Here is a 25,953-nt window from a genome sequence, read left to right as displayed (position 1 = left end):
TTCTAGGCGTAGGCACGCGCGCGCCGGCCGGCAGCGATCGCGGCGATCAGGTGATGTTCGAGTTCGGCGGCGCGGTGGATGGCGGCGTGCTGGGCGAGGACGCGCATCCGGGCGGCGTCGCCGATCGCGGGCAGGTCCTCGCGATCGAGCGCGGCGAGTGCATCGTCGGTGGTGTCGGCCAGGATGATCTCGCGATCCGGCACCAGCAGGTCGTCGATCCCGTCCCAGCGGTCCGACACGATCGGAGTGCCGCAGGCCGCCGCCTCGAACAGGCGGACGGAGGGCGACCAGCCTGCCGCGATCATGTCCGCACGGGTGACGTTCAGCGTCGCGCGGCTGGCGGAGTAGAAATCGGGGTGACCGGCGGGGGGCAGATGCTCGATCCGCTCGACGTTGGCGGGCCAGTCGACGTCGGCGGGATATTGCGGCCCCGCGACGACGAAGCGGCGATGGGGCGCGCGGCGGGCAGGCTCGATCAGCAGCCGCTCGAGCGTCGGCTGGCGGTCGGGACTGTAGGTGCCGAGATAGGACAGGTCCCAGCGCTTCGCCGCGCCGGTGGGACGGTAGCGGTCGGTATCGGCGGAGCAGTACAGCGCGCGGGCGGCGGGGCTGCCGTACTGGCGTTCGATCCGCGCCAGCGTCGGGCCGCCGGTGAAGGAAAGATAGACGTCGAAGCCGGGGATGACCGCCGGCCACAGATACGCGCAGGTGCCGCGGTCCAGCGCAGCGAGCGTGACCGGGGTGTCGATGTCGTAGAAGGCGGTGACTCCCCGCGCCCAGTCCTGCACCAGGCGCGCGACCGCGATCCCGTCGGGCACGTAGGAGCCGACGATCACCACGTCGGCATCCGCGATGGTGCCCCGCCAGTCGTCCAGCGCATCCAGCGTGGGATAGAGATCGAGCCGGCAGTACTCGGGCGCGGGTTCGTCGCGATGCGCGGCGTACCAGGGGACGTCGCGCTCCAGAAAGTGCACGTCGTGCCCGCGGGCGGCAAATGCCTTCAGCAGCGCGCGAAAGGTGGTGGCGTGGCCATTCCCCCAGGAGGAGGAAAGCGAGAGGCCAAGGACGATCAGCTTCATGCCGCCACTCGCCGGTCGGCATGGGCCCGCAGCAGCGCGTCGACCTGCGCGCCGCGCAAGTCGTAGGTATGCTCGCGCCGGACGCGCGCGATCGCCGCTTCGCCGATCGCCTGCGCGCGTTCGGGGGTGAGCGCGGCGAGATGCTCGACCACGTCCTGCCCGTCGCGCGCCACCAACACTTCGCGGTCAGGGGTGAGGAAGAGCTCGATCCCCTCCCATGCGTCGGTGATGAGGCAGGCGGCGGCGCCTGCGGCCTCGAACACGCGGGTCGCGGGGGAGAAGCCGACATGCGCCATCGAGTCGCGCGCGACGTTCAGGACGGCGCGGGGTGTGCAGTTGAAGGCGTTGTGCTCCGCGGTGAAGACGTGGCCGCGGTGGCGGACGTTGGCGGGCATTGCCTTGGTTTCCCAGCCGTTGCCGCCGATCAGGAAGGATCGTTCGGTCATCACGGCGGCGGGGCGCAAGAAGAATTCCTCCACGCGCGCCTCGCGATCGGGGAGGCGGTTGCCGAGAAAGGCGAGGTCGCAGGCGAAGCGCGCGTCCGGCGCGACCGGGTGGTGGGTCTGGGGGTCGAGCGCGTTGTAGACGGGAACGCATCGCGCCGCGCCGAACGCGCGATAGGCGTCCACCACCGGATCGCCCCCTCCGTAGGTCAGCACCATGTCGAGCGACGGCAGCGCGGCGCGGACCGGGTGCGCGGGGTCGGCGCGCATCTCGTCCAGGGTGGCGGCGGCGTCGACGTCCCAGAAGATCGTCAGCGCATCCTCGCGGGCGTGGGCGAGAATGCCCTCCAGCAATTCGCGGTCGAACACGCCGACGCCGTTCGCCTTCACCACGACGTCCGCCGCGCCCGCCTGAGCGAGGACGCCGCGCAGGCCGTCGCTGGTGGCGGGATAGACGACCACCTTGGCATAATCGGGCGGGTCGATGTCGCGGTGCTGCTGCCGGCCGAAGGCGTCGGGTTCGTAGAAGGTGATGTCGTGCCCTCGCGCGGCGAGCGCGCGCAGGATGCCGCGGTAGTAGGTCGCGGCGCCGTTCCAGTAGGACGACAGCAGGCTGGATCCGTAGAAGGCGATCTTCATGCCGCGGCGCTCCGTTGCTGGGGGTGGGCATCGATGCGGGCGAGGATCGCCATCAGTTCGTCGACGCGGTGCGCGCAGGTGTGGCGCGCCAGAATGGTCTCGCGCCCCGACTTCGCCAGCGCGGTGCGCAGCGCAGCGTCGTCGCGCAGGTCGCGCAGCCGCGCGGTCATCGCCGCACCGTCATGCGCGGTCAGGAAGTCCTGGCCGGTACGGAACAGCCCCTCGCTGTCGTCCCACGGTGCGGAGACGAGGGGGATGCCGCAGGCCAATGCCTCGAACACGCGGATCGTGGGGATGCCGGGGAGGATGGTGGCGTAATAGCGTCGTGGGACGTGCACTGTCGCCAGATGCTGCGCGAACAGCGCCGGCGCGACCGCGTTGGCGGCCCAGCCGCGATAGCGCACGCCGTAGCGCGCGAGCATCGCCATCGCCGCCGCGGGATAGCGGACGCCGTGCACGTCGAGTGGCAGGTTGGCGGCGCGGGCGGGGGCGAGCAGGAATTGCTCGATCTCCGCGGTGCGCTCGCCATCGCCCCAGTTGCCGATCCAGATCAGCCCGTCGCGCTCGCCCTCCAGCGGTACGAAGCGGCGCGTGTCGGCGGCCTCGTGCCAGGTCCACACGCGGTCACCCCAGCCCCAGCCGCGATAGACCTGCGACAGCGTCTCCCCGAAGGCGAGCACGCCGTCATAGCCCGACAGGTCGTAGGCGCGCATCTCGTCGGGGGCGCTGACCGCGCGGTGGTGGGTGTCGTGGAACAGCAGGGTGAAGGCGGCGCCGCGCTTGCGCAACTGGCCCAATCGCGCGACCAACGCGTGCGCATTCCACTCATGCACGATGACGACATCGGCGCCATCGGCCATCGCCTCGACATCCGCATCCTCCGGATAGCAGACCGATCCCAGCTCCGGATAGGCCGTGCGATAGGCATCGAGCGCCTCGGGGCCGTGATCGGCGAGCAGGTTGGCGAGGCTCCAGCTGTTCTCCGGCGCGAAGACGCGGACGTCGTGGCCGCGCGCGATCAGCTCCGACAGCACGCCGCGCAGGAAATGCGCATTGCCGTGGTTCCAGCACGAGACGAGACTGTGCGTGAAATACACGATCCTCATGCCGCCACCCAGCGTGTTGCGGGCAGCAGCCGGTCGTAGAGCGCGATCATCGCACCGATTTGCCGCTGCGGGGAGTAGCTCAGTGCACGCTCGCGGGCAGCGTGGCCGATCGCGACACGCTGCGGATCGGCGACCAGCGCCTCGATCGCATCGGCGAAGGCGGGCGCGTCACCGGGGTCGACGAAGACCGCGACCCCGTCCCACAATTCGCGGAAGGTCGGGATGTCCGACAGCACCAGTGTGCAGCCTGCCAGCGCGGCCTCCAGCACCGCGAGCCCGAACGGCTCGTAGCGCGCAGCGGACGCGAAGACCGGGCGCGTCGAGAGGCAGCGGGTGATCGTATCGTCGCCGACATGATCCAGCAGGTGGAGGTTCCCCGCCGCCACTCGGTCGCCCTGTGGTCCCGTGATCGCGCCGGCGGCCTTGAACGGCACGCCAAGCCGTGCGGCGGCGCGGTCGAGTGTCGCGACGTTCTTGCCGCGGTCCCACAGCCGTCCCGCGGTGAAGACGAAATCGTGGAGCGCACCATCGGCCGCGGCGCGGTCGCGTGCGTTGTGGATCACCAGCGGGGCGCGGGGCAGGCGGTAGGTCCGCTGGACGGCGGCGGCATGGCTGCGCGAGGGGCAGACGACCGCATCGGCGTTCGCCAGTCCGCGCGCGATCAGGCCGGTCTGCCAGGCGAAATCGGCGGGGAGGGGGCCGCGCTCGATGGCGTCCCACCACGTCGCGACGCAGCTGTGCGCGACCGCGACGACGGGTCGGTCGAAGCGGGCGATCGCCAGCGCGGGCTGGTTGAGCTGGACGAGGTCGGCACCGCGCGCCGACGCGAGCGCGGCGATGGCAGTGGCGGCCTGCTCGACCGCGGCGGGTCCGTCGGCGAGCCAGTCGAGCGGCAGCCCGGTGTCGATCACGGTCAGGCCCGCGGCGGCGGCGCGCTGCGCCTCGCCAGGAGGCGGCCCAAGGATGGCGAGTTCGACCGTCATCCCAGCGGCGGTCAGCCCGTGCGCGAGGTCGGTGGCATATTGCCACACGCCGCCGACCGTATCGGCGGTCATCAGAAGACGCGTCATGCCGCCACCTCGACCGGAGCGCGGCGCTCCTGCCTCAGCCAGTCGGCGAGCGCGGCGACGCCGTCACGCCAGTCGCGGCGCGCGGGCATGTCGAGCGCGGCGGCGGCGGCGCGCGCATCGGCGACGAAATAGCGCTGGTCGCCCGCGCGCCAGTCGGCATACTCGACACGCGGGGTGCATCCGGTGAGCGTCGCGATATAATCGAGCAGGGCGCGCAGGCTGACCGCATTGTCCGGCCCCCCGCCCAGATTGAACGCGCGGCCGGTGACGCGGTCGATCCTGCGCCATGCCGCGATATAGGCGGCGACCGCATCGCGCACGTCGAGCACGTCGCGCACCTGATAGCCGTCACCATAAAGCGTGATGGGATCGCCGGAGAGCGCGCGGATCAGGAAGTGGGCGACCCAGCCCTGATCCTCGGTCCCCATCTGGCGCTGGCCGTAGATGCAGCTCATCCGGAAGACGCAGGTCTTCAGGTCATAGCTGCGCGCGTAATCGAGCACATACTGATCCGCGGCGCCTTTGGACACGCCATAAGGCGTGTGGAAGTCGAGCGGGCGCGCCTCGCCGATGCCATGCGCGCGGACGTGCGCGTCGACCGGGCGATAGGCGTCGTCTTCCAGCAAGAAATCGAGGTCGGCCAGGTCGCCGTACACCTTGTTGGTCGAAGCGAAGATCAACGGCACGTCCGGCGCATGACACCGCAGCGCCTCCAGCAAGGTCAGTGTGCCCGTGACGTTGATCGCATGGTCGGCGCGCGGATCGTCGAGGCTGGTGGTGACCGCGACCTGAGCCGCCAGGTGGAAAACGGCGCTTGCCTGCGCCGCGGTCTGCGTCAGAGCGGCCTCGTCGCGCAGGTCGGCGTGGACGAAGCGGATGCGGTCGCCGTGGCGCTGCTGGAGCCACGCGAGGTTCCGGTCGACCCCAGCACGGGCGAGCGCGTCGTAGACCAGCACGTCATGCCCGTCACTCGCCAGCCGGTCGGCAAGATTGGAACCGATGAACCCCGCGCCGCCGGTGACCAGAACCGGGCCTGTCATGCGATCAGCCCGCGCTCTTCCAGCTCGGCCCGCATCGTCGTCACCTTGTCCACGGCGGTCTGCCGCGCGACCCATTCGGCGAGTTCGGCCAACCCCGCACGGAAATCCTGTCGCGCGGCGAAACCCAGCCGATCGTGCGCCAGCGTGGTGTCGCAGAAGCAGTGGCGGATGTCGCCGATCCGCGCCTTGCCGACGATCTCGGGCGCGACATGGTTCTTGCCCATGGCGTGGGCGAGTTCGGTTGCGACCTCGCTTACCGAGCGATCCTGCCCGGAGCCGATGTTGAACGTGCCCCCGACCGCCTGTGGCAACACCAGCGCATCGGCGAACGCGCGCGCGACGTCGGTGACATGGACGAAGTCGCGGCGCTGCTCGCCATCCTCGAAGATCATCGGCTGCTGCCCGTTGAGCAGTCGCGAGGCGAAGATCGCCAGCACGCCGGTATAGGGATTGGAGAGCGCCTGCCCCGGGCCATAGACGTTGAACAGGCGCAGGCACACACCCTCGATCCCGTAGGGTGCGGCCATGATATGCGTGGTGCGCTCCTGCACATATTTGTTGAGTGCGTAGATCGAGGCGAGGTTGGGCCGCTTCCACTCCGGCGTGGCGACCGGGGTGAGCGGGCGACCGTGCGTGTCGACCGGGTCCCAGTTCGTCAGCCCGTCGCGCAGCCCATTGCGCGCGGCATCCTGCACCACGCCCCCATCGGCATCGCGGTAGAGACCCTCGCCGTAGATCGACATGGAGGAGGCGGTGACGACGCGGCGGACGGGGCGGTCGATCAGCTTCTCGAACAGGACGGCGGTGCCGACGTCGTTGGTCGAGGTATAGCGCTCGACCTCGTACATCGACTGGCCGACGCCGACCTCTGCGGCGAGGTGGATGACGCTGTCGACGCCGGCGAGCGCCTTCGCCACGACGTCGCCGTTGCGGACGTCGCCGCGGATCAGTTCGACCTCGTCGTTGAGCAGGGGCGGCCGGTCGCCATCGCCGTGAACCTGCTCGATCAGGCTGTCGAGCACGCGCACCCGGTGGCCGCGGGCCAGCAGTTCGTCGGCGACGAACCGGCCGATGAAGCCTGCGCCGCCGGTAATCAGGATCGTTTCCACCCGCATCCCTCCGTTACGGAACGATCAACATCTTCTTGGCAGGATTGTTACCTAAGATATTGTGATACAATGATTTTGCGTATTGATCGAGAGTTATGATGCAGGTTGCCGAATGACATTGAGGCAGATCATGCTGGTCCGTCACGGCCACCATGCGGAGGTCGGGCGCGTGCTGAGCGGACGGTCGGATATCGCGTTGGACGGGGCGGGCAGGGCGCAGGCGGAGGGGCTGGTGCGGCGGATGATCGGCGTGCGGGTCGACGCGATCGTGTCGAGCCCGCGGCGGCGCGCGCTGGAGACGGCCGGGCCGATCGCCACGGCGAGGGGCTTGGCGGTGGAGGTGACGGACGGGCTGGACGAGGTCGACTTCGGCGATTTCACCGGACGGTCGTTCGACGCGCTCGGCGAGGACGCCGACTGGCAGCGATGGAATGCGGCGCGGGACAGCGCGCGATGCCCGAACGGGGAGACGATGGCGGGGGCGGTGGCGCGCGCGGTGGGGTTCGTCGCGGCACGGCCACCGGGTATTACGCTGTGCGTGACGCATGGCGACGTCATTCGCGGGGTGGTGGCGCATTATCTGGGGCTGGAAATGACGCGGATCTTCCAGCTGGAATGCGACCCGGGGTCGGTCACGACGCTGGTGCTGGAGGGGCGGGGGGCGCGACTGGTGGCGCTGAACGAGCGGGGGTGAGGTCGGCGTAGCTCTTTTCCTCGATCAGTTCGCTGTCGAGCGCGAGGTTGATCGCGCGTTTGAGCGCGGCGCGTTCGTCGTTGCGGTGATAGACCGCACGCGCGAGCCGGACGAACGCATCGTCGAAGCGGGCGGCGGCTTCTTCGCGGCGGATCGCGTCCTCGATGTCCCACAGATCGGCGTTGACCGTCTTCAACCGCCCGAACAGCTGGCGGACCGCGGCGTTGCGCAGCACGCCCGATCCGAAGCGGGCGAGCAGCGAATGTTCGCGCAGCACATTCGCGCGTGCGTCAGGGCGCGTGATGCGATCGCGCTTGATCTCCAGGATCGTGATCTTGTCGAGCAGTTCACCCCAGGAGACGGGCACCGAGGGGCTGGGCAGGCTGGCCATCGTTGTTCTCCGCTGAACCATGGTGGAAGAAGCCGGGCAGGTCGTGCGCGATGCGGTCGACGACCCCCGTCCAGTCGCCGGCGCGTTGCTGGGCATAGAGGCGCGCGGAGGGATACCAGTCGCTGCGCAGCGCCTGCGGGTTCCAGCGCCAGTCGGGCTCCGCCTTCAGCATCAGCCAGACCGGCCGCCCCATCGCGCCGGCCAGGTGGGCGACCATCGTGTCGACGGTGACGACCAGCGGGCAGCCCGCGATCAGCGCGGCGGTGGTCGACAGATCGAGGGCGCAACCGTCCGGGTTGAGGACCGGCAGCGCCGTGCTTCCCGGAAGCAGCGAAAGGCAGGGGCGCGCGCGCGTGATCGGCAGGAGGAGTTCCTCCGGCACCCAGCGGTCGCGATCCCAGCCGCCGGCCTGCCAACACAGCCCGATCGTGCCGCGCGGCAGCGCCGCCGGCCTATGCGACAGATAGGGCACAGGCACCGCGAGCGGGGGGACGCGCAGCGCGGAGGGCAGCTCGGTGATCTCGATGTCCAGCGCGGCCGGCGGTGCGGGGCGGGCGGGGTCGAAGGCGAGCAGCGGCACGTCGGCGATCGCGCGCAGCAGGATGTGGAGCCGCTCGGGCGCCTCGACCGTGACCGATCGCGCGCGCGACGCCAGCAGCGGCAGGTAACGCGCGAACTGGATCGTGTCGCCCAGGCCGTGGTGGCAGCGCACCAGCACGTCGCGCCCGTCCGGACTGCGCCCGTCCCACACCCAGCGGCAATGATAAGGCAGCGACGGATCGTTGCGCGTGGCGGGGTCGCGCTGCGCCATGATCGCCCGCTCGATCGCCCATGCATCGTCGTAGCGCGCATCGCGCATCGCGGCGATCCAGCGGGGGGTGGCGTCTTCCATGCCGCCGCAAAGCCGCGACGCCGGCATCGGGTTCCCACGTTGATGCAGATCAACATACTGAATTACAACAGCTTTGTGGAACGTGTAGGATCAACAATCGTTGGGTCGTGACGCAATCGGATCGGGAGTGTCGGGCGGGGTGGCGGATCGCGAAGGCCTGAAGAAGCGCGTGTCGGCGCTGGCGCCGTGGTTCCACAACATCGACCTGGGGGGCGGTGTCGTCACCGCGCCCGACCATTTCCTGGGCGACTATCCCGCGGCCAAGTTCGCCGACTTCGGCGGCTGCCTGCCCGAGAATCTAGCCGGCAAGACCGTGCTCGACATCGGCTGCAACGCGGGCTTCTATTCGATGGAGATGAAGCGGCGCGGCGCGTCGCGGGTTCTGGGGATCGACTGGGACCAGCGCTATCTGGCGCAGGCGCAGCTGGCGGCGGAGGCGCTGGGCTATGCCGACAGCGTCGAGTTCCGGCAGCTGTCGGTGTATGACGTGGCGGCGCTGGGCGAGCGGTTCGACCTCGTGATCTTCATGGGCGTGCTGTACCACCTGCGGCATCCGCTGCTCGCGCTCGACCTGATCCGCGAGCATGTCGCGGGCGACCTGATGCTGTTCCAGACGATGCAGCAGGGATCGACCGACGTCGGCGAGGTGCCGGAGGACCATCCCTTCTACCTGCCGGGCACCTGGACCCCGCCGTCCTATTTCGACGACGCGACCTATCCGAAGATGCATTTCATCGAGCATCGCTTCGCAGGCGATTGGACCAATTGGTGGGCGCCCAACCGCGCGGGATCGGAGGCGATGCTGCGCGCGGCGGGGTTCGTGATCGAGGCGCATCCGCAGAGCGACGTCTATCTCTGCCGTGTCGCTCCCGTTCCCTATGCCGATTGGGGGCAGATGGCGGCGTATCCGGCAAGAGGAGGAGCCACGGCATGATCGAAGCCGCGATGATCTGGAACGAGCCCAACAACAAGTCGCACTGGGATCCGGAGGTCGACCCCGACTGGTCGCTCTACGCGGACACGGTTGCACGGGCCGGGGCGGCCATCGCGGATGCCAATCCCGCCGTTCTGCGCGTGCTGGGTGGCATGTCCCCGATCGATCCGGCGTGGCTGAAGCGGATGGAGGCGCATGGCTGCATGGATGCGGTCGACGTGGTCGCGGTCCACGGCTTCCCGCTCGACTGGAATTTGTGGTCGATCCACGACTGGCCCGCGAAGCTGGCCGAGATACAGCGCGTCACCGACAAGCCGGTGTGGGTGACCGAGGTCGGCGTCGGCTCGTTCGGCGCGGAGGAAGTGCAGGTGTTCGGGGTCGAGAAGACGGCCGAACTGCTGATCGGCCGGGCCCCGCGCATCTTCTGGTATTCGCTGTTCGACCTGCCGCAGGAATGGGGGGCGACCACGCGCCACCGCGAGGCGGAAGGGTCGAGCTATTATCGCCATTTCTACATGGGGCTGATCCGTGCCGACGGCACGCCCAAGCCCGCGCTGGACCGCTATGCGCGGGTCGCGCGCGAGGTGGGGCTGATGCAGTGGTTTCATTACCACGACCCGCGGCTGGACGATGCGGTCGAGTGGCTACGCCGGCTGGGAACGCGCAAGCTGCGCACGGGGCTCAGCTGGGCCGACAGCTTCCGCCCCGATGCGACCGCCTGGTTCGACCGTCAGATGGAGGCGCTTGCGGAATTCGACGTGACCGTCACCTTCTGCTTCACGCCGGAGCATCTGGGGATCCAGCCGCACCACAGCTCCGCCGCGCGCGAGCCGCAGGCGTTCGCGGATTTCTGCGCCTGGGCGATCGACCGCTATGCACCCGCCGCGGTCACGCCGCCTGCGGCGGTGATGGCGTGACCTGATCCAGCGTGTCGAGGATCTCCTCCGCGCGGACGTCTTGCTCGATCTCGGTCAGGTCGGCGGGCGGCTCCACGCCGACCTTCTCCGCGATCTGGCGGACCAGCGCGGCGAGTCGCGACAGCTCGTGCTCGGCCAGCAGGTTGATGTGGAGGTCGAGGTCGGCGCGTGCCTGCGACTGCGCGGCCATGCGGTTCTGGCTGATGAGGACGAAGGTGGAGAGGAAGATCGCCTCCACCGACGCGATCATCGCCAGCACGACGAAGGTCGGGTCGAACTTCGGCGCGAACCACAGGTTCCAGACGATCCAGCCACCGAACAGCGCGACGTGAAGCCCGACGAACGCCATCGATCCGGTGAAGGCGGTGATGCGACCCGCCAACCGATCGGCGAGCGGCGCGGCGCGGTCGGCCTGCTGCTGACGGCGGGTCAGCCGGGCGATGTTGTCGTCCAGCGTGGCATTGAGGGGCGCGGATATTTCCATCGCACTGTCAAACGCTTGACGATTGAAAAGGAAGCATTGTGGAAGCTGTGATGAAGGCCGCGGTGCTGGTCGCGCCGGGGCGGATGGAGGTGCACGATGTCGCGATGCCGCAGCCGGCCGCGGGCGAGGTGCGCATACGGCTGGAGGGGTGCGGGGTCTGCGCCTCCAACATCGAGCCGTGGGAGGGGCGGGCGTGGTCGACCTTCCCCGGCGCGCCCGGCGGCATGGGGCACGAGGGCTGGGGCGTGGTCGATGCGCTGGGCGTGGGGGTGACGGCGGTCGCGCCGGGGCAGCGGGTGACGCTGCTGGGCGGAAACGGTTTCGCCGAATATGACGTGGCGCGGGCGGATCAGGTGGTGGCGCTGCCCGAGGCGCTGGCCGGGCGCGCGGTGCCCGGGGAGCCGGTGGCGTGCGCGATGAACATCTTCCGCCGCAGCGACCTTCGCGCCGGGCAGACGGTGGCGATCGTCGGGATCGGCTTCCTGGGCGCGATCCTGACGAAGCTGGCGAGCGATGCGGGGGCGCGGGTGATCGCGATCTCGCGCCGGGCGGAGTCGCTTGCGCTCGCGACGCGGTTCGGTGCTGCGGAGACGGTGGCGATGGACGATCATTGGGCCATCATCGAGCGCGTGACGGCGATGACCGGGGAGGCGATGTGCGAGCGCGTGATCGAGGCGGTGGGTAAGCAATGGCCGCTCGACCTTGCCTCCGCGCTGGTGGGCTTCGGCGGGCGGCTGGTCATCGCGGGCTATCACCAGGACGGCGCGCGGCAGGTGAACATGCAGGACTGGAACTGGAAGGGGATCGACGTGGTCAATGCGCACGAGCGCGATCCCCGCGCCGCGATGCGCGGGCTGGAGGAGGCGGTCGCGGCGGTCGCGGCGGGGCGGATCGACCTCGACGCGCTGGTGACGCATCGCTTTCCGCTCGAGCGCGTGGGCGAGGCGATCGCGGCGACGCGCGACAAGCCCGAGGGGTTCGTGAAGGCGGTGGTGACCTATGCGTGAGCGGCCGCGCGTCGGCTTCCTGGGGGTGGGTTGGATCGGCCGGCACCGGATGGCGGCGATGATCGCGAGCGGGGCGGTGGAAGCGGCGGCCGTGTCCGACCCCGACGCGGCGATGGTCCGCGAGGCCGCCGCGCTGGCGCCACGGGCGGCGGTGTGCGGGTCGCTGGAGGAGATGCTGGCGCTGGGGCTCGACGGGGTGGTGATCGCGACGCCCAGCGCGATGCACGCGGCGCAGTCGAGGGTTGCGCTCGAGGCGGGCGTGGCGGTGTTCTGCCAGAAGCCGCTGGGGCGCGATGCGGCGGAGGTGGGTGCGGTGGTCGCGGCGGCGCGGTCGGCGGACCGACTGCTGGGGGTCGATCTGTCCTATCGCTTCACGGACGGCATGCGCGCGATCGCGGAGCGGGTGCGCGGCGGCGACCTGGGGCGGGTGTTCGCAATCGACCTGACGTTCCACAATGCCTATGGGCCGGACAAGCCGTGGTTCTACGATCCGGCGCTGTCGGGCGGCGGGTGTGTCATGGACCTGGGCATCCACCTCGCCGATCTCGCGCTGTGGCTGACCGGCGCGCCCGCGGTGGAGCACGTCGATGCGGTGTTGTCGGCGCAGGGACGGCCGCTGTCACCGGGCGCGGTCGAGGATCATGCGGTCGCGCAGGTCCGGCTGGCGGGCGGCGTCACGGTGCGGCTGGCGTGTTCGTGGCGGCTCCATGCCGGGCAGGATGCGGTGATCGAGGCGGCGTTCTATGGCGATGCCGGCGGCGCGGCGCTGCGCAACGTGGACGGTAGTTTCCATGACTTTACCGCCACGCTGTTTCGCGGCACCTCGCGCGAGGTGATGGCCGTGCCGCCGGATGATTGGGGCGGGCGCGCCGCGGTCGACTGGGCGCAGCGGCTGGCGGCGGGGGAGCGGTTCGACGCGGCGGCGGGAGAGGGGTTGGTGGCGGCGGCGCGACTGCTGGATGCGATCTACGCGCGTTCGTAATTGCCGGGCTGGCCGCAGCAGGAACGTCGGGCGGGAACCCGGCTGGCACGTGACACCCTCGCGAGCCGCCGATCCTGATCGACGTGACGACGTTTGTGCCCGATCCCGGCCAGCTACGGTGAATCTCCTGCGGGGCGCCGAGTTTCACCGATATCGTCTGATATGAAGTATTCATCTCTGTCACTGACGCCGGCGAATGGTGGACAGGGTGACGGCATCGCCGCACGCCAGCGAGCGCGTCCCGCTGACGTAGCTCTCCCGCACCTCGCCCTCATGATCGACAGCGCGCCACAGGTAGACCATCTCGCCGTTCAGCTTCACGCACATGTCGTCGAGATGCCATCGCCACTGCGAAAGCCACGCATTCGGCTCACTTGCTGGCGGCGGACATCCTCCGCGAACGTCCGCCGGAACCTGTTCCATCACAGTCGCACGGTCCCATGGCAGATGTCGATGCCGCGCTCGACCAGCAACCCACCACGTTCCCGAGAGACAGCGGAAAGCGCACGTCCATCAGCACCAACAACCGGATCGCCTCGGGCAGCGAATTGAAGTAGCGAAGCGGGCTGACGGGTTTGCGCGGGCGGGGCATGTCTAGACGAAGTCGCTGTGCACGCGGCCGATTTCGCTGCGTGAGCCTCGGTCCCGGTGAACGTTCCCATTTCTTTTCCCATCTTAGAGTCGTCTGCGACCGAGTTGAATCAAGGGGGATTCACGTAGGGGTGATTTGGTGATTCAAGGTGCTGGCCGGATGGGAGGCTGGCGTGGATGGGCAAGGCGTATTCGGATGACCTTCGCAAGCGGGTGGTAGCGGCGATGGCGACGGGGCGGAGCTGTCGGGAGGTGGGTGCGGCGTTCGACGTGGCGCCGAGCACGGCGGGGAACTGGTGGCGGCGCTACCGGCGCGAGAGCAGCCACGCGGCGCGGCCGATGGGCGGCGATCGGCGCTCGAAGCTGCTGGATCAGGCGGGCTGGATCGGCGAGCGGCTGGCCGAGGTGCCGGAGTTGACGCTGGGCGAAGTCAGGAGCGAGCTGGCCGGGCGCGGGATCGAGGTCAGTTATGCGAGCGTCTGGCGGACGGTGCGCAGGCTGGGGCTGCGGCACAAAAAAAAGGACCATCTTCGCGGCTGAGCAGGACCGGCCGGACGTCGCGGTCGCGCGCGAGGTCTGGCGTGCCGCACAGGCCGGACTGGACTTCACGTCGCTGGTCTTCGTCGACGAGACAGGGACGACCACCAGCATGACCCGGCTGCGCGGCTGGGGCCGGAAGGGCAAGCCGCTGCTCGGCAAGGCACCCCACGGGCACTGGATGACCTCGACCTTCGTCGCCGGCCTGCGCCACGACGGCATCGCCGCGCCGATGCTGATCGACACGCCGATGACCGGCCGCATCTTCCAGCAATGGCTGACCGATCACCTCATCCCCGAACTGCCGCCCGGCAGCATCGTGGTCTGCGACAACCTGGCGGCCCACAAGGTCGACGGCGTCCGGCAGTGTCTCGAGGATGCAGGCATGGGCCTGCTCTACCTTCCAGCCTACAGCCCCGACTTCAACCCGATCGAGCAGGCCTTCGCCAAGATCAAGGCGCTGCTCCGAAAGGCCGCCCCGCGCTCCTTCGACGCCATCGTCACAGCCCTCAAGCACATCCTCAAACGCTTCAGACCCGCCGAATGCGCAAACTACCTCCGACACTCAGGCTACGTGCAAACATGATCGAAACTGACTCTAATGGGAATTTCGGCTGCGCGGAGCGTGGGAAATGCATTCGGTACTGCCGTGGAGAGTGCCGGAGAATACCGGGCGGCATTTCCCATTCAAGGCCCGGAAACGTCTCTCTGCGCTACCGATCGAGCGCTCGGGACGCGCAGAAACGCCCCATTTCCCATAGAGATGACGAAGTTTCTCAGATAGTCAGGACTATGTGGCGGAGCGGGAGGGATTCGAACCCTCGATACGGTTTTGCCGTATACTCACTTTCCAGGCGAGCGCCTTCGACCACTCGGCCACCGCTCCGCATGCCTTGGAGGGGACGCCCTAACCGGGGGGGCGCCAGTACGCAAGCGGCTGGATTGCATCGGGCGCCGCAGGGCGGCACGATGCGGGCATGTCGATCTCGCTCCTCGCCGCGCTGCCCCTGCTGCTCCAGGCGACGCCCGCTGCCGTTGCGCGGTACGAGGCGGCGGCGTCGGACTGGCGGACGATCCCCGACGACGAGATTCTGGTGATGCGGCTGGCGGGCGGCCGGACGGTCGTCGTGCGGCTGGCGGCGGCGTATGCGCCGGCGCACGTGGCGAACATCCGGGCGTTGGCGGCGGCGCGCTGGTGGGATGGGGAAAGCGTCTATCGCGTGCAGGAGAATTGGGTCGCGCAATGGGGCGACGCCAGCGAGAAGAAGCCGTTGCCCGCCCACGTCCCGGCGCAGGTCGCGCCGGAATTCGAGATCGCCCGCTTCGCGCCCGCCGTGTCCATGACGCGCAGCGGCCCGCATGCCGCGGTATCGGGCATCACCGCGGACGGCTGGCCGGTCGCGGGTGACGGGCGGGGGAGGGGGTGGCTGACGCATTGCTACGGCATGGTCGGCGTCGCGCGCGATGCCGATCCCCGCTCGGGATCGGGGGCGGAGTTGTTCACGCCGATCGGCCAGTCGGCGCGCCGGCTGGACCGCAACTACGCTGTCGTCGGCCGCGTGATCGCGGGGATGGCCCATCTGTCAGCCTTGCCGCGCAGCGATGCGCCGATGGGCGTTTATGCCGAGGCCGCGCAGCGCACGCCGATCGTCTCGGTACGGCTGGCGAGCGACATGCCGCCGGCGGAGCGACCGCGCTTCGCCTACCGCGCGGCGGACAATCCGCGGTTCGAGGCCGCGGTCCGGCGCCGCGAGAATCCGCCGCCGCCCATGATCGGGACGGGCGGGGCGGACGTGTGCGAGGTCCCGCTGGAGGTGCGGCGGCTCGACTGATGCCGGTGCGTCAGCGTCCGCTCGCGACCCAGTCCGACACCTGCGCCGCGACCTGGTTGGCGGACTGTCCGAGGGCGGCGGCGACCTGCGGCCCCTCGATCACGGCGACCGGCGTGCGCGCCTCGAACCGGCGCTTTTCGACCGTCGTCCGGCCGGCGCGGGTCAGCGCCGCGTCGTAGATCACGACCGCCTGGCGCTGCGCCGCATCGACGCCGAACGCGCGCAGCTCGCCCGCCAGATCCGCGCTCGGCGCCTCGAACGACTGTGCCGGGGACAGCACCACCATCTTCGCGCGCGCGGTCACCGTGTCGGCCAGCACCCGCGCGAACAGCCGCGCGGGGGGCTCGGCCCATTGCGCATCCTTCACATAGGCGATGGCGACGTCGCTTTCCTGCACCGGCACGCGGGTGTTGGCGAGCGCCTGCGGCACCGCGGGCACCTGGATGACGATCGCGCTGGCGGCCGACGAGGTCTGGTCGACGCCGGGCTGCGGCTGCGCGGTGGCGGCGAGCGTCAGCAGCTGCTTCGGCGGCTTTCCCCCGAAGCTGAGGCAGCCCGCCAGCGGCAGCGCGGCCAGCGTGGCGAACAGGGCGGGGAGGGTTGCGGTCATCCGGCGCACGGTCATTTCCCCTTATAGTCCGGTAGTTTCTGTTGCCCGATCAGCGAACCGGCGCCGCCCTGCTCGACCCGTTCCGAGATGGCGGAGAGCGAGGCGGCGGTGACGCGCAGGTCGCGGACCAGCTGATTGACCTGCGGGATGGTCTGCTTCGAGAAGGTGGTGAGGCCCGGGCGCGCATCGCCGATCGCGGCATTGAGCGTGTCGGTGCTCTCGCGTGCCGACTTGATCGTCGCGTTGAGGTTCGCCAGCGTCGGCTTCACGTCCTGCGCCAGCACGCCGTTGGTGGTTTCCGCCAGCTGGCCGATCTGCTCGGCAGCGGTGCCGGCCTGGGCGATGGCGATGCGGGTCTGCGCGAGCGTCGCGGCGATCTCCGGCCCGCGATCCGCCAGTGCGTCGGTCAGGCGGTTGGTATTGTCGAGGATGCCCGCGATCGACGCCTGGTTCTTGTCGCTGAGCATCCCGGTCAGCCGCTCGGTCAGCGTGGACAGCCGCTCCAGCAGCTGCGGGGCGGAATTCAGGATCGCGCCGATGCCGCCGGTCTTGGTCGGGATGACCGGCACGCCCAGCGGGCAGACGTTCTGCGGGTTCTGCTCGGGGCAGGTGATCGGCGCCTGACCCTTGATCGCACCGTCCAGGCTGACCGTGCTGGTGCCGGTGAAGCTGCCCTGGATCGTCGCGGTGGTGCCGCGCAGGATCGGCGTATCGTCGTTGACGCTGATGCGCACGCGGACGAACTGCGGATCGGGCTTCCACAGTGCGATCGTCTTGACCTGTCCCGAGGGGACGCCGGAGAAGGTGACCGACGATCCCTTCGCCAGGCCGTCGACCGACTGGCGGAAGAAGATGTCGTATTCGCGCTCCGCCCCGCCCGACACGCGCGCGATCCACACGGTGAAGATCGCGACCATCGCGAGCAGGATCAGCACGACGGCACCGACCAGGACATGGTTCGATCGCGTTTCCATCACTCAGTCCCCGTTGCCCGGACCTGCCCGGTCCCGGCGGTGTTGTCGGCCGCATCCTTTTGCGAGGCGACCGCGGCGCGGCCGCGCGGGCCGTTGAAATATTCCTGGATCCACGGATGGTCGGTCGCCAGCAGCTCCGGGATCGTGCCGACCGCGATCACGCGCTTGTCGGCGAGCACGGCGACGCGGTCGCAGATGGCGTAGAGCGTGTCGAGATCGTGGGTGATGAGGAAGACCGTCAGCCCCAGCGTCTTCTGCAGCGAGGCGGTCAGCTCGTCGAACGCCGCGGCACCGATCGGATCGAGCCCGGCGGTCGGCTCGTCGAGGAACAGCAGTTCCGGATCCAGCGCCAGCGCGCGGGCGAGCCCGGCACGCTTCTTCATGCCGCCCGACAGCTCGGCGGGGAACTTCGGCCCGGCATCGGCGGGCAGGCCGGTCATCACCACCTTGTACGAGGCGATCTCGTCGAGCAGCGACAGCTCCAGCTCGGGATAGAATTCGCGCAGCGGCACCTGCACGTTTTCCGCGACGGTCAGCGTGGAGAACAGCGCGCCGCCCTGGAATAGCACGCCCCAGCGCTTGCGGATGTCGACCGTTTCGGTCTCCGAACGGCCCAGCGTCGGCTCGCCGAACACCTCCACCTCGCCCGCTTCGGGCGTCTGGAGGCCGATGATCGAGCGCATCAGCACCGACTTGCCGGTGCCCGAGCCGCCGACGACGCCCAGAATCTCCCCCCGGCGGACGTCGAGGTCGAGGTCGTCGTGGATCACCTGCTCGCCGAAGCTGTTGCGCAGCCCCCGGACGCGGATGATCGCTTCGTCGTCGTCGCGCGCCGCGGCCATCAGATCCAGCCAATCTGTTCGAAGAAGACCGCGAAGAACGCGTCGACGACGATGACCATGAAGATCGCCTGCACCACCGCTGAGGTGGTCTTGAGGCCGACCTGTTCCGCGTCGCCCTTCACCTGCATGCCCTGGAAGCAGCCCGCGATGGCGATGATCGCGCCGAAGACGGGCGCCTTGATAAGGCCGACGAACAGGTCGGTGATCGGCACCACCTCGCGGATGCGCGCGACATAGGCGACCGGCGGGATGTCGAGCGCGAACCAGCACAGCAGCCCGCCGCCGATGATCGCGATGACCGAGGAATAGAAGCCGAGCAGCGGCATCAGCACGATCGCGGCGATCGTGCGCGGCAGCACCAGCGCCTCCATCGGCGACACGCCGATGGTGCGCATCGCGTCGATCTCCTCGGTCAGCTGCATCGTGCCCAGCTGCGCGGCGAAGGCGGAGCCGGAACGGCCCGCGACCATGATCGCGGTCATCAGCACGCCCAGCTCGCGCAACGTGATGCGGCCGACGAGGTTGATCGTGAACGCCTCCGCACCGAACTGGCGCAGCTGCACCGCGCCCTGCTGCGCGATGACGATGCCGATCAGGAAGCTCATGAGGCCGATGATGCCGAGCGCGGAGACGCCGACGACCTCGAACCGCTGCACCGTGGCGTTGAAGCGGAAACGCTTCGGGTGGCGGATCACCGCGCCGAATGCGATCAGCGTCGCGCCCATGAAGTCGAGCAGGCCCAGCGCCGTCTTCGCGGAATGCGCGGTCGCATCGCCGATTTCGCCGAGCACGCGGCGGAACGACGAGCGCGACGGCGGGCGCATCTGCACCGGCTGGTCGGCCGCCACCACCTGATCGAGCAGATATTGCGCGTCGCCGCTGAGGCCCGTCACCTCCGCCTTGCGCTCCCGCGCGAAGCGGTGGACGACCCAGGCGCCGATCGTGTCGATCCGCTCGACCTGCGACAGGTCGACGGCGGTGACGTCCCCCTCGTGCCGCTCCAGACGCGACGGCAGGTTGCCGAGACGCGGTAACGACAGGTCGCCGGTGAAGCGCAGCACCTGCGCGCCGCCCTCACCCGAATCCGTGGAGAAATCCGCTGCCGCGCTCATCCCTCGATCCATGCGGCAAAGCTCATGCGGTCACAAGCGCGCGATACGCGGTTTCGTTCCGCCAGCGTACCGTCACAGCAGCACGTCGACCGTGTGGATCGCCACCCCGACCATCCCGCCCACGAGCGTGCCGTTGATGCGGATGAACTGCAGGTCCTTGCCCACCGCATGTTCCAGCCGGTGGGTGACGGTATCCGCATCCCATCCGCGCACCGTCTCCGACACGAGCCGCACGATCGCGTCGCCATAGTCCGCCGCCGCCCCCACCGCGGCCCGCCGCACGAAGCGGTTGATCGTGCGCCCCAGTCGCGGATCGTCCTGCAGCGTCGCGCCCAGCTGACGCAGCGCCTCGCCCAGCTTGCCGCGCATCAGCGCCTCCGGATCGCGCGCGGCGCGCAGCATCGCGGCGCGCGCCTGCTCCCACAGGCCGTTGATCCAGTCCTGCATCGCCGGGTTTTCGAGCAGTTCGATCTTCAGCCGCTCGACGCGATCGCGCATCTCGGGGTCGTGCTGCAATCCGGCGGCGAGCGTCCGCAGGCCCTCCTCCAGCTTGTGGCGCAGCGGGTGGGCGCGGTTCTCCGCCATGTCGGCGACCATGCGGTCGAGCCCGTCGATCAGCTTCGTCGCCAGCGTCTCGTCCAGCCCGGTCCAGCGCAGGATCGAGCCGGCGCGCTCGCGCACCATCGTGCGCACGAGGTGCTCGTTCGAGGCCAGCGCCTCGCGTGCCCAGCGGACCGCATGGTCGATCACCGGCAGATGGCGATCCTCCGCCAGCGCGGCGGCGAGCGCGCGGCCCAGCATCGGCGACAGTTCGGTGTCGCGCACCCGCGTCACCATCATCGCGCGGACCATGCCGCCCAGCCGTTCCTGATCGAGCGCCTGGAGCACCTCCTGCGCCAGCCGCGACAGCCCGCGCGCCAGCCGCCCGCCGCCGATCCCGCGCGGATCCGCCAGCCAGCGTCCCGCCGCCGCGGCGATGTCGATCCGTCCCATCCGCCGCGCCACGACCGTGGGAATCAGGAAATAATCGCGCAGGAAGGTGGCCAGCTGGTCGCCGATGCGATCCTTGTTGTTGGGGATGATCGCGGTGTGCGGGATCGGCAGATGGAGCGGATGCCGGAACAGCGCGGTTACCGCGAACCAGTCCGCCAGCCCGCCTACCATCGCCGCCTCCGCAAAGGCGCGGACGAAGCCCGCGGCGGGGTGGCGCGGCTCCAGCGCGCGCGCGATCAGGAAGGCGACCGCCATCACCACCAGCAGCGCGGTCGCCACGCGCCGCATCCGCAGCAGCGCGGGCGGGGCGGCGGGTATGCGGGCGAACGGCGTCATCCGGTGACAATCGCTGATCGGGGGGGAAGTTCAAGCACGGCGGCGCCCGGGCGCGGATTGCGGCCGACGCGGGGATCGCCGATGATGCGGCGATGCGACCGATCCCGACGTTCCTGCTTGCCCTCGTGGCGATGATCGCAGCGACCGCTTGCGCTGCCGAGCCGACGTTGCTGGAGGCGGACACCCGGCTCGCGCGGATCGCGTGGCGGCTGACGACCGCCAATGCGGCGCTGTGTCGCGAGCGGCAGCCGGTGACCGGCGCGACGTTGCACGCGGTCGACCAATATCCGGCCGGGGCGTTCGGCGATACTTTGCCCGCCGCCGCGGTGCTGGTCGAGCTGGTCCTGCCGGGCACGCCCGCCGATCGCGCGGGCCTGCGGGAGAATGACGGGCTGCTCGCGGTCGCCGGGCAGCCGGTGCCGGTCGCGGCGGCGCAGGGCGGCATCACCAGCACGACCCGCAATGCCGCGCAGGCGCTGATCGCGGGGCGCCCGGTTGACGCGCCGCTGCCGCTCACCATCCGTCGCGGCACGGCGTCGAGCGTCGTCACGGTGCAGCCGGTCCCCGGCTGTCGCGTCGAGTTCGAGGTGATGGCGGGCAACAAGATCGGTGCCTCGTCGGACGGGCAGGTGATCCAGATCGGCGGGCGGCTGTTCCAGCTGTTCGACGACGATCAGGTCGCGGTCGTGGTCGCGCACGAGCTGGGGCATGTCGTCCTGCGGCACCGTGCGCGGCTGGAGGCGGCGGGCGCGACCTGGGGGTTGCTGTCCGAGTTCGGCCGCAACGGTCGGCTGTTCCGCCAGGCCGAGACGGAGGCGGACCTGATGGGCGCCTATCTGCTGCGCAACGCCGGATATGATCCGCGCAGCGCGATCACCTTCTGGCGGACGCAGGGCGGGAAGGTGGACGGCGGACTGTTCCGCAGCCGCACGCACCCCTCGTCGAAGGCGCGCGCCGAGGCGATCGCGGCGGAACTGGCGACGATGCCCGCGAATGCGCCCACCCCGTATCGGCCGCCGCTGCTTGCGCGGCGCGATCAGCCGTTGCCATGACGTCCCCGCGCGCTATGCGGTGCGGGACGATGCGGGGGGCGTGGTACATGATGGGCAAGCGAGCGGCGGCATTGGTGACGACGCTGTCGTTGTCGACGGGTGCGGCGCCGGCCTCGACAGGCGATTTCTGCGCGCGGCTGGCGGAGAACAGCGGGATCGAGGCGCCGGTGGCGGCGGAGGGGCGTACCGAATGGACCGTCAACGCGCTGAACTTCGGCCAGCGCTTCCTGTTCGGCGGCACCGCGGCGACGGGGGTGGGGCTGCTTCCGGTCGAGCCGGCCACGGTCGAGGATTACCGGCGGCTGGAGACGATGTGCCTGCCCGAGGACAAGGGGGCGGTCTGCAAACTGGTCGGGCCCGCGAATTTCAAGTTCCTCTGGAAGGGCAAGCGCATCATCACCCCGCTGACGGCGGGCGAGCGCGCCACGATCACCGTGAAAGGGACGAAGACGACCTGCCGGTCGGAGCCATCCGCGCCGCCCGCGGCCTGATCGCGCTCAGCGCGTCAGCCGGGTGACATGGCCCATCTTGCGGCCCTCGCGGGTTTCGCGCTTGCCGTAGAGGTGAAGGTACGCGCCCGGCTCGGCGACGAACGCCGGCCAGCGCTGCCACTCGTCGCCGATCAGGTTTTCCATCTCCACGCGCGGCGCGGTGAGCGCGGTTTCACCCAGCGGCAGGCCGCAGATCGCGCGAACGTGGTTGGCGAACTGCGACGTGGCCGCACCCTCGATCGTCCAATGCCCCGAATTGTGGACGCGCGGGGCCATTTCGTTGAACACCGGCCCCTCGGCGCCGGCGAAAAACTCGCAGGTCAGCACCCCGACATGCCCCAGCGCATCGGCGATACGGCCCGTCAGCGCCGCCGCCTCGGTCCATTGCGCCGCGATCGGGGCGGGGGCGGGCAGGATGGAGCGGTGCAGGATCGCGTCGCGATGCTCGTTCCACGGTGGCGGATAGCTGGTCATCGTGCCGTCCGCGCCGCGCACCAGCACGATCGAGAATTCGTGGGTGAAGTCGACGAACGCCTCCAGCACCGCGGGCGCGCCGATCGCCTCGAACGCGGCATCGGCGTCCGCCGCGCTCGTCAGCCGCGCCTGCCCCTTGCCGTCATAGCCGAAACGCGTGGTCTTGAGGACCGCAGGACAGCCGATCGCCGCGATCGCTGCGTCCAGCTCCGCGCGGTCGTTCACCGCCCGCCAGCGCGCCGGGCGCCCGCCGACCTGCTCGACGAAGGTCTTCTCGCGCACGCGGTCCTGCGCCACCTCGAGGCTGAGCGGGGAGGGGTGGACGGGCACGCGCTCCGCCAGCCAGCGCACCGGCGCGGCGTCGATATTCTCGAACTCGTAGGTGACGACGTCGCATTGCGCGGCGAAATCGGCCAGCACGACCTTGTTGTGATAATCGGCGCGGGTCAGCGAGGAGGCGGTCTGCGCCGCCACGCTCTCGCGGTCGGGCGCCAGCACATGGGTGCGGTAGCCCAGGTCCGCGGCGGCGCTGGCGATCATCCGGCCGAGCTGTCCACCGCCCAGGATGCCGATCGTGCTGCCCGGTGCCAACATCGTCATGCCGGATCGGTCGCCACGCCATCGCTCTGCGCCGCGCGCCACGCCTGCAGCCGCTGCGACAGGTCCGCGTCGCCGAGCGCCAGAATCGCGGCGGCCAGCAGCGCGGCGTTGATCGCGCCCGCCTTGCCGATCGCCAGCGTGCCGACCGGGATGCCGCCGGGCATCTGAACGATCGACAGCAGGCTATCCATGCCCTTCAGCGCCTTCGATTCGACCGGCACGCCCAGCACCGGCAGGTGCGTCATCGACGCGGCCATCCCCGGCAGATGCGCCGCGCCGCCCGCGCCCGCGATGATGACCTGGAGTCCGCGCCGGGCCGCGCCGCCGGCGTAATCGTACAGCCGTTGCGGGGTGCGGTGCGCCGAGACCACCTTCGTCTCGTGCGCGACATCCAGCGCCGCCAGCGTTTCCGCGGCGTGCCGCATCGTCTCCCAGTCGGAGGTGGACCCCATGATGATGCCGACGCGCGCCATCGCGTGCGGTTAGCCGCGCCCGCAGGGCAGGGCAACAGCCTTGTGGATGGCGACGTCGCCGTGCCGCGCGGGGACCGGGCCGTGCCGCGCGGGGACTGGCCTTGCCGCCGGTGCTCGACTAAGCCGCCCCCGGCTGCGAGGATTTCGGCGATGTTGGGACTAGAGGAAGGTGCCCCCGCGATGCGGCCGGCGGTGTCGATCCTGATCGTGGCGCGCAATACCGGGCCGTTCATCGGCGACGCGATCCTCTCCGCACGGCAGCAGACCTGTCGCGATATCGAGATCGTGGTGGTAGACGACGCCTCCACCGACGACACGCGCGCGATCGCGGAGCGCCATGCCGCGCAGGACGCACGCGTCCGGGTGCTGGACGGGCCGCAGGCGGGGCTGGCGGCGGTCCGCAACGCCAGCCTCTCCGCCGCGCGCGGACGCTGGGCGGCGATCCTCGACAGCGACGATCTGCTTCACCCCGCGCATGTCGCGCGGCTGGTCGCCGCGGCGGAGCGAACCGGCGCGACGCTGGTATCCGCCAACATGGTGTCCTTCAACGTCGACGAAGGCCTGACCCGAACCGCGTTGTTCGCGGACGCGCCCGAATGGCGGCAGGAGCGCGACATCGACCTGCTGGCGTTCGTGCGCAGCAACGGCGTCGCTGCCGGGGGTGTGTCGACGGGCTATCTGAAGCCGCTGTTCTCGCTCGACTTCCTGCGCGCGCACGGGCTGGAATACGATCTTCGGCTGCGTATCGGGGAGGATTACGATCTGGTCGCGCGCGCGCTGGCGAAGGGCGCGCGCTACGTCTTCCTGCCGCGCCCGACCTATTTCTATCGCCGCCACGCCGCATCGACGTCGCATCGCACCAGCCTGCGCGATCTGGACGGGCTGATGGCGGCGGCGGACGCCCTGCCGCGACTGACCGGCGACGCCGCGGTGCTGTCGGCGGTGGCGCATCGTACCGCGGGGATCGCCAGTGCGCAGGCGCATGTCCGCTCGCTCGACGCGCTCAAGGCCCGCCGTCCTGCCGCCGCGATCCGCGCCCTGGGGACGGATGTCGCGGCGTGGCGGCTGATGGCGCGCTCCTTCGCGGAGGGCGGCGTGAAGCGGGTCGCCAGGCTGACCCGGCGATCGGTCGCCGCAGGCGATGCGACGCCGGCGGTATTGGTCGTCGGCGACGAGGCGCCCGGGATGCCGGGGCACCGCGTGATCGTCCGCGCCGCGCCGGCGGACGATGCCGCGCGTGCCGCGTTGGCGGACGGCCTGCCGCCGCTGGAGCGGATCGTCGTGGTCCCGCCCGCGACGCAGGACGATGCGGGCTATGCGATGGCCCCCGCGCTTACGCGCGTCATCCAGCCGCACGGCTGACGGTCGCGGCCGTCGCGGATCCGGCGATGCGGGCCGCCGCGTTCCTGTCCTGAACCGGCCTGTCCTGAACCGGCACATCGTACCGCGTGCCCGCCGTTCAGGATTTATTGCGACTCTTCGTGCAACGGCACATGACGGTCGCAAGAGGGGGAAATCGGCGATGGAGGAATCGTTCGGTGGTTGGCAGCAGCGTCATGTACGCGGCGTCGTCACCGCCGCACCGGCGGGCAGTCCGCTGTCGGTCCGCATCGTCGACCGCGTGCTGGCCGCGCTGCTTCTGATCTTCTTCCTGCCGCTGATGGCCGCGGTGGCGCTGATCGTCGCGGTGACCGATCCCGGGCCGGTGATCTTCGGCCATGTCCGCGTCGGGCGCAGCGGCCGGCCGTTCCGCTGCCTGAAGTTCCGCTCGATGGTGGTCGATGCGGAGGCGCGGTTGCAGGCCGTGCTGGCGAGCGACCCCGCCTTGCAGGCGGCATGGGACCGTGACCACAAGCTGCCGCGCGATCCGCGCATCACGCCGATCGGTCGCTTCCTGCGCGCGTCCAGCCTGGACGAGCTGCCGCAGCTGTTCAACGTGCTGAAGGGCGAGATGAGCCTGGTGGGGCCGCGGCCGATCTCCTCGTCCGAGGTGCCGCGCTACGGTCGCTACATCGTCGATTATTACCATACCACGCCGGGCGTGACCGGGCTGTGGCAGATCAGCGGTCGCAACGACGTCAGCTACCGTCGCCGCGTCGCGCTGGACGTCGCGTTCAGCCGGTCGCAGAGCCTGTCGCTGTATCTGCGCATCCTGGTGATGACGGTGCCCGCGGTGCTGCTGGCGCGCGGATCCTACTGACCGTCGCATAAGGGGGAGGCGCGTCGCGGGAACGCGGCGACGGGTGGTC

General features: G+C 70.0%; 29 protein-coding genes and 1 tRNA gene. 12 read left to right on the top strand and 18 right to left on the bottom strand.

All coding sequences use genetic code 11. The annotated features are described in order from the left end of the window. Positions 1 to 2: 2 nt before the first annotated feature. The 6 genes from PGN23_RS17940 to PGN23_RS17915 are packed head-to-tail and all read right to left on the bottom strand — an operon-like array spanning position 3 to position 6,486. Complete coding sequence (locus PGN23_RS17940) at positions 3 to 1,079, bottom strand: CgeB family protein (RefSeq protein WP_335304463.1); 1,077 nt, start codon at positions 1,077 to 1,079, stop codon at positions 3 to 5. Beyond that, positions 1,076 to 2,161 carry a CgeB family protein gene (locus PGN23_RS17935; protein WP_335304461.1) on the bottom strand — a complete coding sequence of 362 codons (1,086 nt, stop codon included), beginning with the start codon at positions 2,159 to 2,161 and terminating at the stop codon, positions 1,076 to 1,078. The genes PGN23_RS17940 and PGN23_RS17935 overlap by 4 nt, the downstream gene beginning before the upstream one ends. After that, on the bottom strand, positions 2,158 to 3,267 hold the full coding sequence (locus tag PGN23_RS17930) for a CgeB family protein (protein WP_335304460.1): 1,110 nt from the start codon (positions 3,265 to 3,267) through the stop codon (positions 2,158 to 2,160). The genes PGN23_RS17935 and PGN23_RS17930 overlap by 4 nt, the downstream gene beginning before the upstream one ends. Continuing rightward, positions 3,264 to 4,337 carry a glycosyltransferase family 4 protein gene (locus PGN23_RS17925; protein WP_335304459.1) on the bottom strand — a complete coding sequence of 358 codons (1,074 nt, stop codon included), beginning with the start codon at positions 4,335 to 4,337 and terminating at the stop codon, positions 3,264 to 3,266. The genes PGN23_RS17930 and PGN23_RS17925 overlap by 4 nt, the downstream gene beginning before the upstream one ends. Further along, positions 4,334 to 5,377, bottom strand: a complete 1,044-nt coding sequence (locus tag PGN23_RS17920) for an SDR family NAD(P)-dependent oxidoreductase (protein WP_335304458.1) — start codon at positions 5,375 to 5,377, stop codon at positions 4,334 to 4,336. Before PGN23_RS17920 ends, PGN23_RS17925 begins: the two co-directional genes overlap by 4 nt. Then, the gene (locus tag PGN23_RS17915) at positions 5,374 to 6,486 is read right to left on the bottom strand and encodes an NAD-dependent epimerase/dehydratase family protein (RefSeq protein ID WP_335304457.1); all 1,113 of its coding nucleotides are present in this window, start codon (positions 6,484 to 6,486) and stop codon (positions 5,374 to 5,376) included. The genes PGN23_RS17920 and PGN23_RS17915 overlap by 4 nt, the downstream gene beginning before the upstream one ends. Before the next feature lie 112 nt (positions 6,487 to 6,598). Between PGN23_RS17915 and PGN23_RS17910 the strand changes: the two genes are divergently transcribed. Then, positions 6,599 to 7,180 (top strand): histidine phosphatase family protein, encoded by a 582-nt coding sequence (locus tag PGN23_RS17910; protein WP_335304456.1) that lies wholly within the window; start codon positions 6,599 to 6,601, stop codon positions 7,178 to 7,180. On the opposite strand, the gene PGN23_RS17905 is transcribed toward PGN23_RS17910, so the two are convergent. Then, the gene (locus tag PGN23_RS17905) at positions 7,119 to 7,571 is read right to left on the bottom strand and encodes a DUF6165 family protein (RefSeq protein WP_335304454.1); all 453 of its coding nucleotides are present in this window, start codon (positions 7,569 to 7,571) and stop codon (positions 7,119 to 7,121) included. The genes PGN23_RS17910 and PGN23_RS17905 overlap by 62 nt on opposite strands. After that, a complete protein-coding gene (locus PGN23_RS17900) occupies positions 7,528 to 8,463 on the bottom strand; it encodes a glycosyltransferase family 9 protein (protein ID WP_335304452.1) in 936 nt (311 codons plus the stop codon). Before PGN23_RS17900 ends, PGN23_RS17905 begins: the two co-directional genes overlap by 44 nt. A 100-nt stretch (positions 8,464 to 8,563) precedes the next feature. On the opposite strand from PGN23_RS17900, the gene PGN23_RS17895 reads away from it, so the two are divergent. Both PGN23_RS17895 and PGN23_RS17890 read left to right on the top strand, forming a co-directional pair. Continuing rightward, entirely contained in the window at positions 8,564 to 9,397 is an 834-nt protein-coding gene (locus PGN23_RS17895) for a TIGR04290 family methyltransferase (RefSeq protein ID WP_335304451.1), read from the top strand. Continuing rightward, on the top strand, positions 9,394 to 10,314 hold the full coding sequence (locus PGN23_RS17890; RefSeq protein ID WP_335304449.1) for a glycosyl hydrolase: 921 nt from the start codon (positions 9,394 to 9,396) through the stop codon (positions 10,312 to 10,314). The genes PGN23_RS17895 and PGN23_RS17890 overlap by 4 nt, the downstream gene beginning before the upstream one ends. On the opposite strand, the gene PGN23_RS17885 is transcribed toward PGN23_RS17890, so the two are convergent. Continuing rightward, positions 10,286 to 10,798 carry a DUF1003 domain-containing protein gene (locus tag PGN23_RS17885; RefSeq protein ID WP_335304448.1) on the bottom strand — a complete coding sequence of 171 codons (513 nt, stop codon included), beginning with the start codon at positions 10,796 to 10,798 and terminating at the stop codon, positions 10,286 to 10,288. The genes PGN23_RS17890 and PGN23_RS17885 overlap by 29 nt on opposite strands. Positions 10,799 to 10,836: 38 nt before the next feature. Between PGN23_RS17885 and PGN23_RS17880 the strand changes: the two genes are divergently transcribed. Together PGN23_RS17880 and PGN23_RS17875 are read left to right on the top strand one after the other, a co-directional pair. Next, positions 10,837 to 11,805 carry an MDR/zinc-dependent alcohol dehydrogenase-like family protein gene (locus tag PGN23_RS17880; protein ID WP_335304447.1) on the top strand — a complete coding sequence of 323 codons (969 nt, stop codon included), beginning with the start codon at positions 10,837 to 10,839 and terminating at the stop codon, positions 11,803 to 11,805. Continuing rightward, positions 11,798 to 12,787, top strand: a complete 990-nt coding sequence (locus PGN23_RS17875; protein WP_335304446.1) for a Gfo/Idh/MocA family protein — start codon at positions 11,798 to 11,800, stop codon at positions 12,785 to 12,787. The genes PGN23_RS17880 and PGN23_RS17875 overlap by 8 nt, the downstream gene beginning before the upstream one ends. A 180-nt stretch (positions 12,788 to 12,967) precedes the next feature. Here PGN23_RS17875 and PGN23_RS17870 read toward each other — a convergent pair whose 3' ends face one another. Continuing rightward, positions 12,968 to 13,108: a DDE-type integrase/transposase/recombinase gene (locus PGN23_RS17870; RefSeq protein ID WP_335304445.1), complete on the bottom strand. Its 141-nt coding sequence runs from the start codon at positions 13,106 to 13,108 to the stop codon at positions 12,968 to 12,970. Positions 13,109 to 13,555: 447 nt separating this feature from the next. Between PGN23_RS17870 and PGN23_RS17865 the strand changes: the two genes are divergently transcribed. Both PGN23_RS17865 and PGN23_RS17860 read left to right on the top strand, forming a co-directional pair. Beyond that, complete coding sequence (locus PGN23_RS17865) at positions 13,556 to 13,918, top strand: helix-turn-helix domain-containing protein (protein ID WP_335303502.1); 363 nt, start codon at positions 13,556 to 13,558, stop codon at positions 13,916 to 13,918. Beyond that, positions 13,848 to 14,501, top strand: a complete 654-nt coding sequence (locus PGN23_RS17860; RefSeq protein WP_335303501.1) for an IS630 family transposase — start codon at positions 13,848 to 13,850, stop codon at positions 14,499 to 14,501. The genes PGN23_RS17865 and PGN23_RS17860 overlap by 71 nt, the downstream gene beginning before the upstream one ends. A gap of 209 nt (positions 14,502 to 14,710) precedes the next feature. Here PGN23_RS17860 and PGN23_RS17855 read toward each other — a convergent pair. Next, positions 14,711 to 14,801: transfer RNA gene (locus tag PGN23_RS17855), tRNA-Ser, on the bottom strand. Between the two features lie 91 nt (positions 14,802 to 14,892). On the opposite strand from PGN23_RS17855, the gene PGN23_RS17850 reads away from it, so the two are divergent. Then, the gene (locus tag PGN23_RS17850) at positions 14,893 to 15,747 is read left to right on the top strand and encodes a peptidylprolyl isomerase (RefSeq protein WP_335304444.1); all 855 of its coding nucleotides are present in this window, start codon (positions 14,893 to 14,895) and stop codon (positions 15,745 to 15,747) included. Between the two features lie 10 nt (positions 15,748 to 15,757). On the opposite strand, the gene PGN23_RS17845 is transcribed toward PGN23_RS17850, so the two are convergent. The 5 genes from PGN23_RS17845 to PGN23_RS17825 form a co-directional block, all read right to left on the bottom strand. Further along, positions 15,758 to 16,357: an ABC-type transport auxiliary lipoprotein family protein gene (locus PGN23_RS17845; protein WP_335304443.1), complete on the bottom strand. Its 600-nt coding sequence runs from the start codon at positions 16,355 to 16,357 to the stop codon at positions 15,758 to 15,760. A gap of 11 nt (positions 16,358 to 16,368) precedes the next feature. Further along, positions 16,369 to 17,331: an MlaD family protein gene (locus PGN23_RS17840; protein ID WP_335304442.1), complete on the bottom strand. Its 963-nt coding sequence runs from the start codon at positions 17,329 to 17,331 to the stop codon at positions 16,369 to 16,371. Continuing rightward, positions 17,331 to 18,173: an ABC transporter ATP-binding protein gene (locus tag PGN23_RS17835; protein WP_335304441.1), complete on the bottom strand. Its 843-nt coding sequence runs from the start codon at positions 18,171 to 18,173 to the stop codon at positions 17,331 to 17,333. Before PGN23_RS17835 ends, PGN23_RS17840 begins: the two co-directional genes overlap by 1 nt. After that, on the bottom strand, positions 18,173 to 19,285 hold the full coding sequence (locus tag PGN23_RS17830) for an ABC transporter permease (RefSeq protein ID WP_335304440.1): 1,113 nt from the start codon (positions 19,283 to 19,285) through the stop codon (positions 18,173 to 18,175). The genes PGN23_RS17835 and PGN23_RS17830 overlap by 1 nt, the downstream gene beginning before the upstream one ends. Before the next feature lie 72 nt (positions 19,286 to 19,357). Then, complete coding sequence (locus PGN23_RS17825) at positions 19,358 to 20,614, bottom strand: DUF445 domain-containing protein (RefSeq protein ID WP_335304439.1); 1,257 nt, start codon at positions 20,612 to 20,614, stop codon at positions 19,358 to 19,360. Between the two features lie 92 nt (positions 20,615 to 20,706). On the opposite strand from PGN23_RS17825, the gene PGN23_RS17820 reads away from it, so the two are divergent. Both PGN23_RS17820 and PGN23_RS17815 read left to right on the top strand, forming a co-directional pair. After that, the gene (locus PGN23_RS17820) at positions 20,707 to 21,666 is read left to right on the top strand and encodes a M48 family metallopeptidase (protein WP_335304438.1); all 960 of its coding nucleotides are present in this window, start codon (positions 20,707 to 20,709) and stop codon (positions 21,664 to 21,666) included. A 47-nt stretch (positions 21,667 to 21,713) separates the two neighbouring features. Next, entirely contained in the window at positions 21,714 to 22,157 is a 444-nt protein-coding gene (locus PGN23_RS17815; protein WP_335304437.1) for a hypothetical protein, read from the top strand. Positions 22,158 to 22,163: 6 nt separating this feature from the next. On the opposite strand, the gene PGN23_RS17810 is transcribed toward PGN23_RS17815, so the two are convergent. After that, a complete protein-coding gene (locus PGN23_RS17810) occupies positions 22,164 to 23,231 on the bottom strand; it encodes a 5-(carboxyamino)imidazole ribonucleotide synthase (protein ID WP_335304436.1) in 1,068 nt (355 codons plus the stop codon). Next, positions 23,228 to 23,704: a 5-(carboxyamino)imidazole ribonucleotide mutase gene (purE, locus tag PGN23_RS17805; RefSeq protein ID WP_335304435.1), complete on the bottom strand. Its 477-nt coding sequence runs from the start codon at positions 23,702 to 23,704 to the stop codon at positions 23,228 to 23,230. Before purE ends, PGN23_RS17810 begins: the two co-directional genes overlap by 4 nt. A gap of 150 nt (positions 23,705 to 23,854) precedes the next feature. Here purE and PGN23_RS17800 point away from each other — a divergent pair, with 150 nt between their 5' ends. Together PGN23_RS17800 and PGN23_RS17795 are read left to right on the top strand one after the other, a co-directional pair. Then, positions 23,855 to 25,066: a glycosyltransferase family 2 protein gene (locus PGN23_RS17800; protein ID WP_335304434.1), complete on the top strand. Its 1,212-nt coding sequence runs from the start codon at positions 23,855 to 23,857 to the stop codon at positions 25,064 to 25,066. A gap of 160 nt (positions 25,067 to 25,226) precedes the next feature. Further along, positions 25,227 to 25,904: a sugar transferase gene (locus PGN23_RS17795; protein WP_335304433.1), complete on the top strand. Its 678-nt coding sequence runs from the start codon at positions 25,227 to 25,229 to the stop codon at positions 25,902 to 25,904. The last annotated feature ends 49 nt before the right edge of the window (positions 25,905 to 25,953 follow it).

This window comes from Sphingomonas adhaesiva, assembly GCF_036946125.1.
GTDB classification, from domain to species: Bacteria; Pseudomonadota; Alphaproteobacteria; order Sphingomonadales; family Sphingomonadaceae; genus Sphingomonas; species Sphingomonas adhaesiva_A.
The sequence above is the reverse complement of the archived record's forward strand: the minus strand, read 5'-3'. Positions and strand labels throughout refer to the sequence as shown.

What these genes read in the sequence shown, in the direction of transcription:
- PGN23_RS17940 (WP_335304463.1), bottom strand. Translation starts at nt 1,079, where the DNA reads ATGAAGCTGATCGTCCTTGGCCTCTCGCTTTCCTCCTCCTGGGGGAAT.
- PGN23_RS17935 (WP_335304461.1), bottom strand. Translation starts at nt 2,161, where the DNA reads ATGAAGATCGCCTTCTACGGATCCAGCCTGCTGTCGTCCTACTGGAAC.
- PGN23_RS17930 (WP_335304460.1), bottom strand. Translation starts at nt 3,267, where the DNA reads ATGAGGATCGTGTATTTCACGCACAGTCTCGTCTCGTGCTGGAACCAC.
- PGN23_RS17925 (WP_335304459.1), bottom strand. Translation starts at nt 4,337, where the DNA reads ATGACGCGTCTTCTGATGACCGCCGATACGGTCGGCGGCGTGTGGCAA.
- PGN23_RS17920 (WP_335304458.1), bottom strand. Translation starts at nt 5,377, where the DNA reads ATGACAGGCCCGGTTCTGGTCACCGGCGGCGCGGGGTTCATCGGTTCC.
- PGN23_RS17910 (WP_335304456.1), top strand. Translation starts at nt 6,599, where the DNA reads ATGACATTGAGGCAGATCATGCTGGTCCGTCACGGCCACCATGCGGAG.
- PGN23_RS17905 (WP_335304454.1), bottom strand. Translation starts at nt 7,571, where the DNA reads ATGGCCAGCCTGCCCAGCCCCTCGGTGCCCGTCTCCTGGGGTGAACTG.
- PGN23_RS17900 (WP_335304452.1), bottom strand. Translation starts at nt 8,463, where the DNA reads ATGGAAGACGCCACCCCCCGCTGGATCGCCGCGATGCGCGATGCGCGC.
- PGN23_RS17890 (WP_335304449.1), top strand. Translation starts at nt 9,394, where the DNA reads ATGATCGAAGCCGCGATGATCTGGAACGAGCCCAACAACAAGTCGCAC.
- PGN23_RS17885 (WP_335304448.1), bottom strand. Translation starts at nt 10,798, where the DNA reads ATGGAAATATCCGCGCCCCTCAATGCCACGCTGGACGACAACATCGCC.
- PGN23_RS17875 (WP_335304446.1), top strand. Translation starts at nt 11,798, where the DNA reads ATGCGTGAGCGGCCGCGCGTCGGCTTCCTGGGGGTGGGTTGGATCGGC.
- PGN23_RS17865 (WP_335303502.1), top strand. Translation starts at nt 13,556, where the DNA reads ATGGGCAAGGCGTATTCGGATGACCTTCGCAAGCGGGTGGTAGCGGCG.
- PGN23_RS17860 (WP_335303501.1), top strand. Translation starts at nt 13,848, where the DNA reads ATGCGAGCGTCTGGCGGACGGTGCGCAGGCTGGGGCTGCGGCACAAAA.
- PGN23_RS17850 (WP_335304444.1), top strand. Translation starts at nt 14,893, where the DNA reads ATGTCGATCTCGCTCCTCGCCGCGCTGCCCCTGCTGCTCCAGGCGACG.
- PGN23_RS17845 (WP_335304443.1), bottom strand. Translation starts at nt 16,357, where the DNA reads ATGACCGCAACCCTCCCCGCCCTGTTCGCCACGCTGGCCGCGCTGCCG.
- PGN23_RS17840 (WP_335304442.1), bottom strand. Translation starts at nt 17,331, where the DNA reads ATGGAAACGCGATCGAACCATGTCCTGGTCGGTGCCGTCGTGCTGATC.
- PGN23_RS17835 (WP_335304441.1), bottom strand. Translation starts at nt 18,173, where the DNA reads ATGGCCGCGGCGCGCGACGACGACGAAGCGATCATCCGCGTCCGGGGG.
- PGN23_RS17830 (WP_335304440.1), bottom strand. Translation starts at nt 19,285, where the DNA reads ATGAGCGCGGCAGCGGATTTCTCCACGGATTCGGGTGAGGGCGGCGCG.
- PGN23_RS17825 (WP_335304439.1), bottom strand. Translation starts at nt 20,614, where the DNA reads ATGACGCCGTTCGCCCGCATACCCGCCGCCCCGCCCGCGCTGCTGCGG.
- PGN23_RS17820 (WP_335304438.1), top strand. Translation starts at nt 20,707, where the DNA reads ATGCGACCGATCCCGACGTTCCTGCTTGCCCTCGTGGCGATGATCGCA.
- PGN23_RS17815 (WP_335304437.1), top strand. Translation starts at nt 21,714, where the DNA reads ATGATGGGCAAGCGAGCGGCGGCATTGGTGACGACGCTGTCGTTGTCG.
- PGN23_RS17810 (WP_335304436.1), bottom strand. Translation starts at nt 23,231, where the DNA reads ATGACGATGTTGGCACCGGGCAGCACGATCGGCATCCTGGGCGGTGGA.
- purE (WP_335304435.1), bottom strand. Translation starts at nt 23,704, where the DNA reads ATGGCGCGCGTCGGCATCATCATGGGGTCCACCTCCGACTGGGAGACG.
- PGN23_RS17800 (WP_335304434.1), top strand. Translation starts at nt 23,855, where the DNA reads ATGTTGGGACTAGAGGAAGGTGCCCCCGCGATGCGGCCGGCGGTGTCG.
- PGN23_RS17795 (WP_335304433.1), top strand. Translation starts at nt 25,227, where the DNA reads ATGGAGGAATCGTTCGGTGGTTGGCAGCAGCGTCATGTACGCGGCGTC.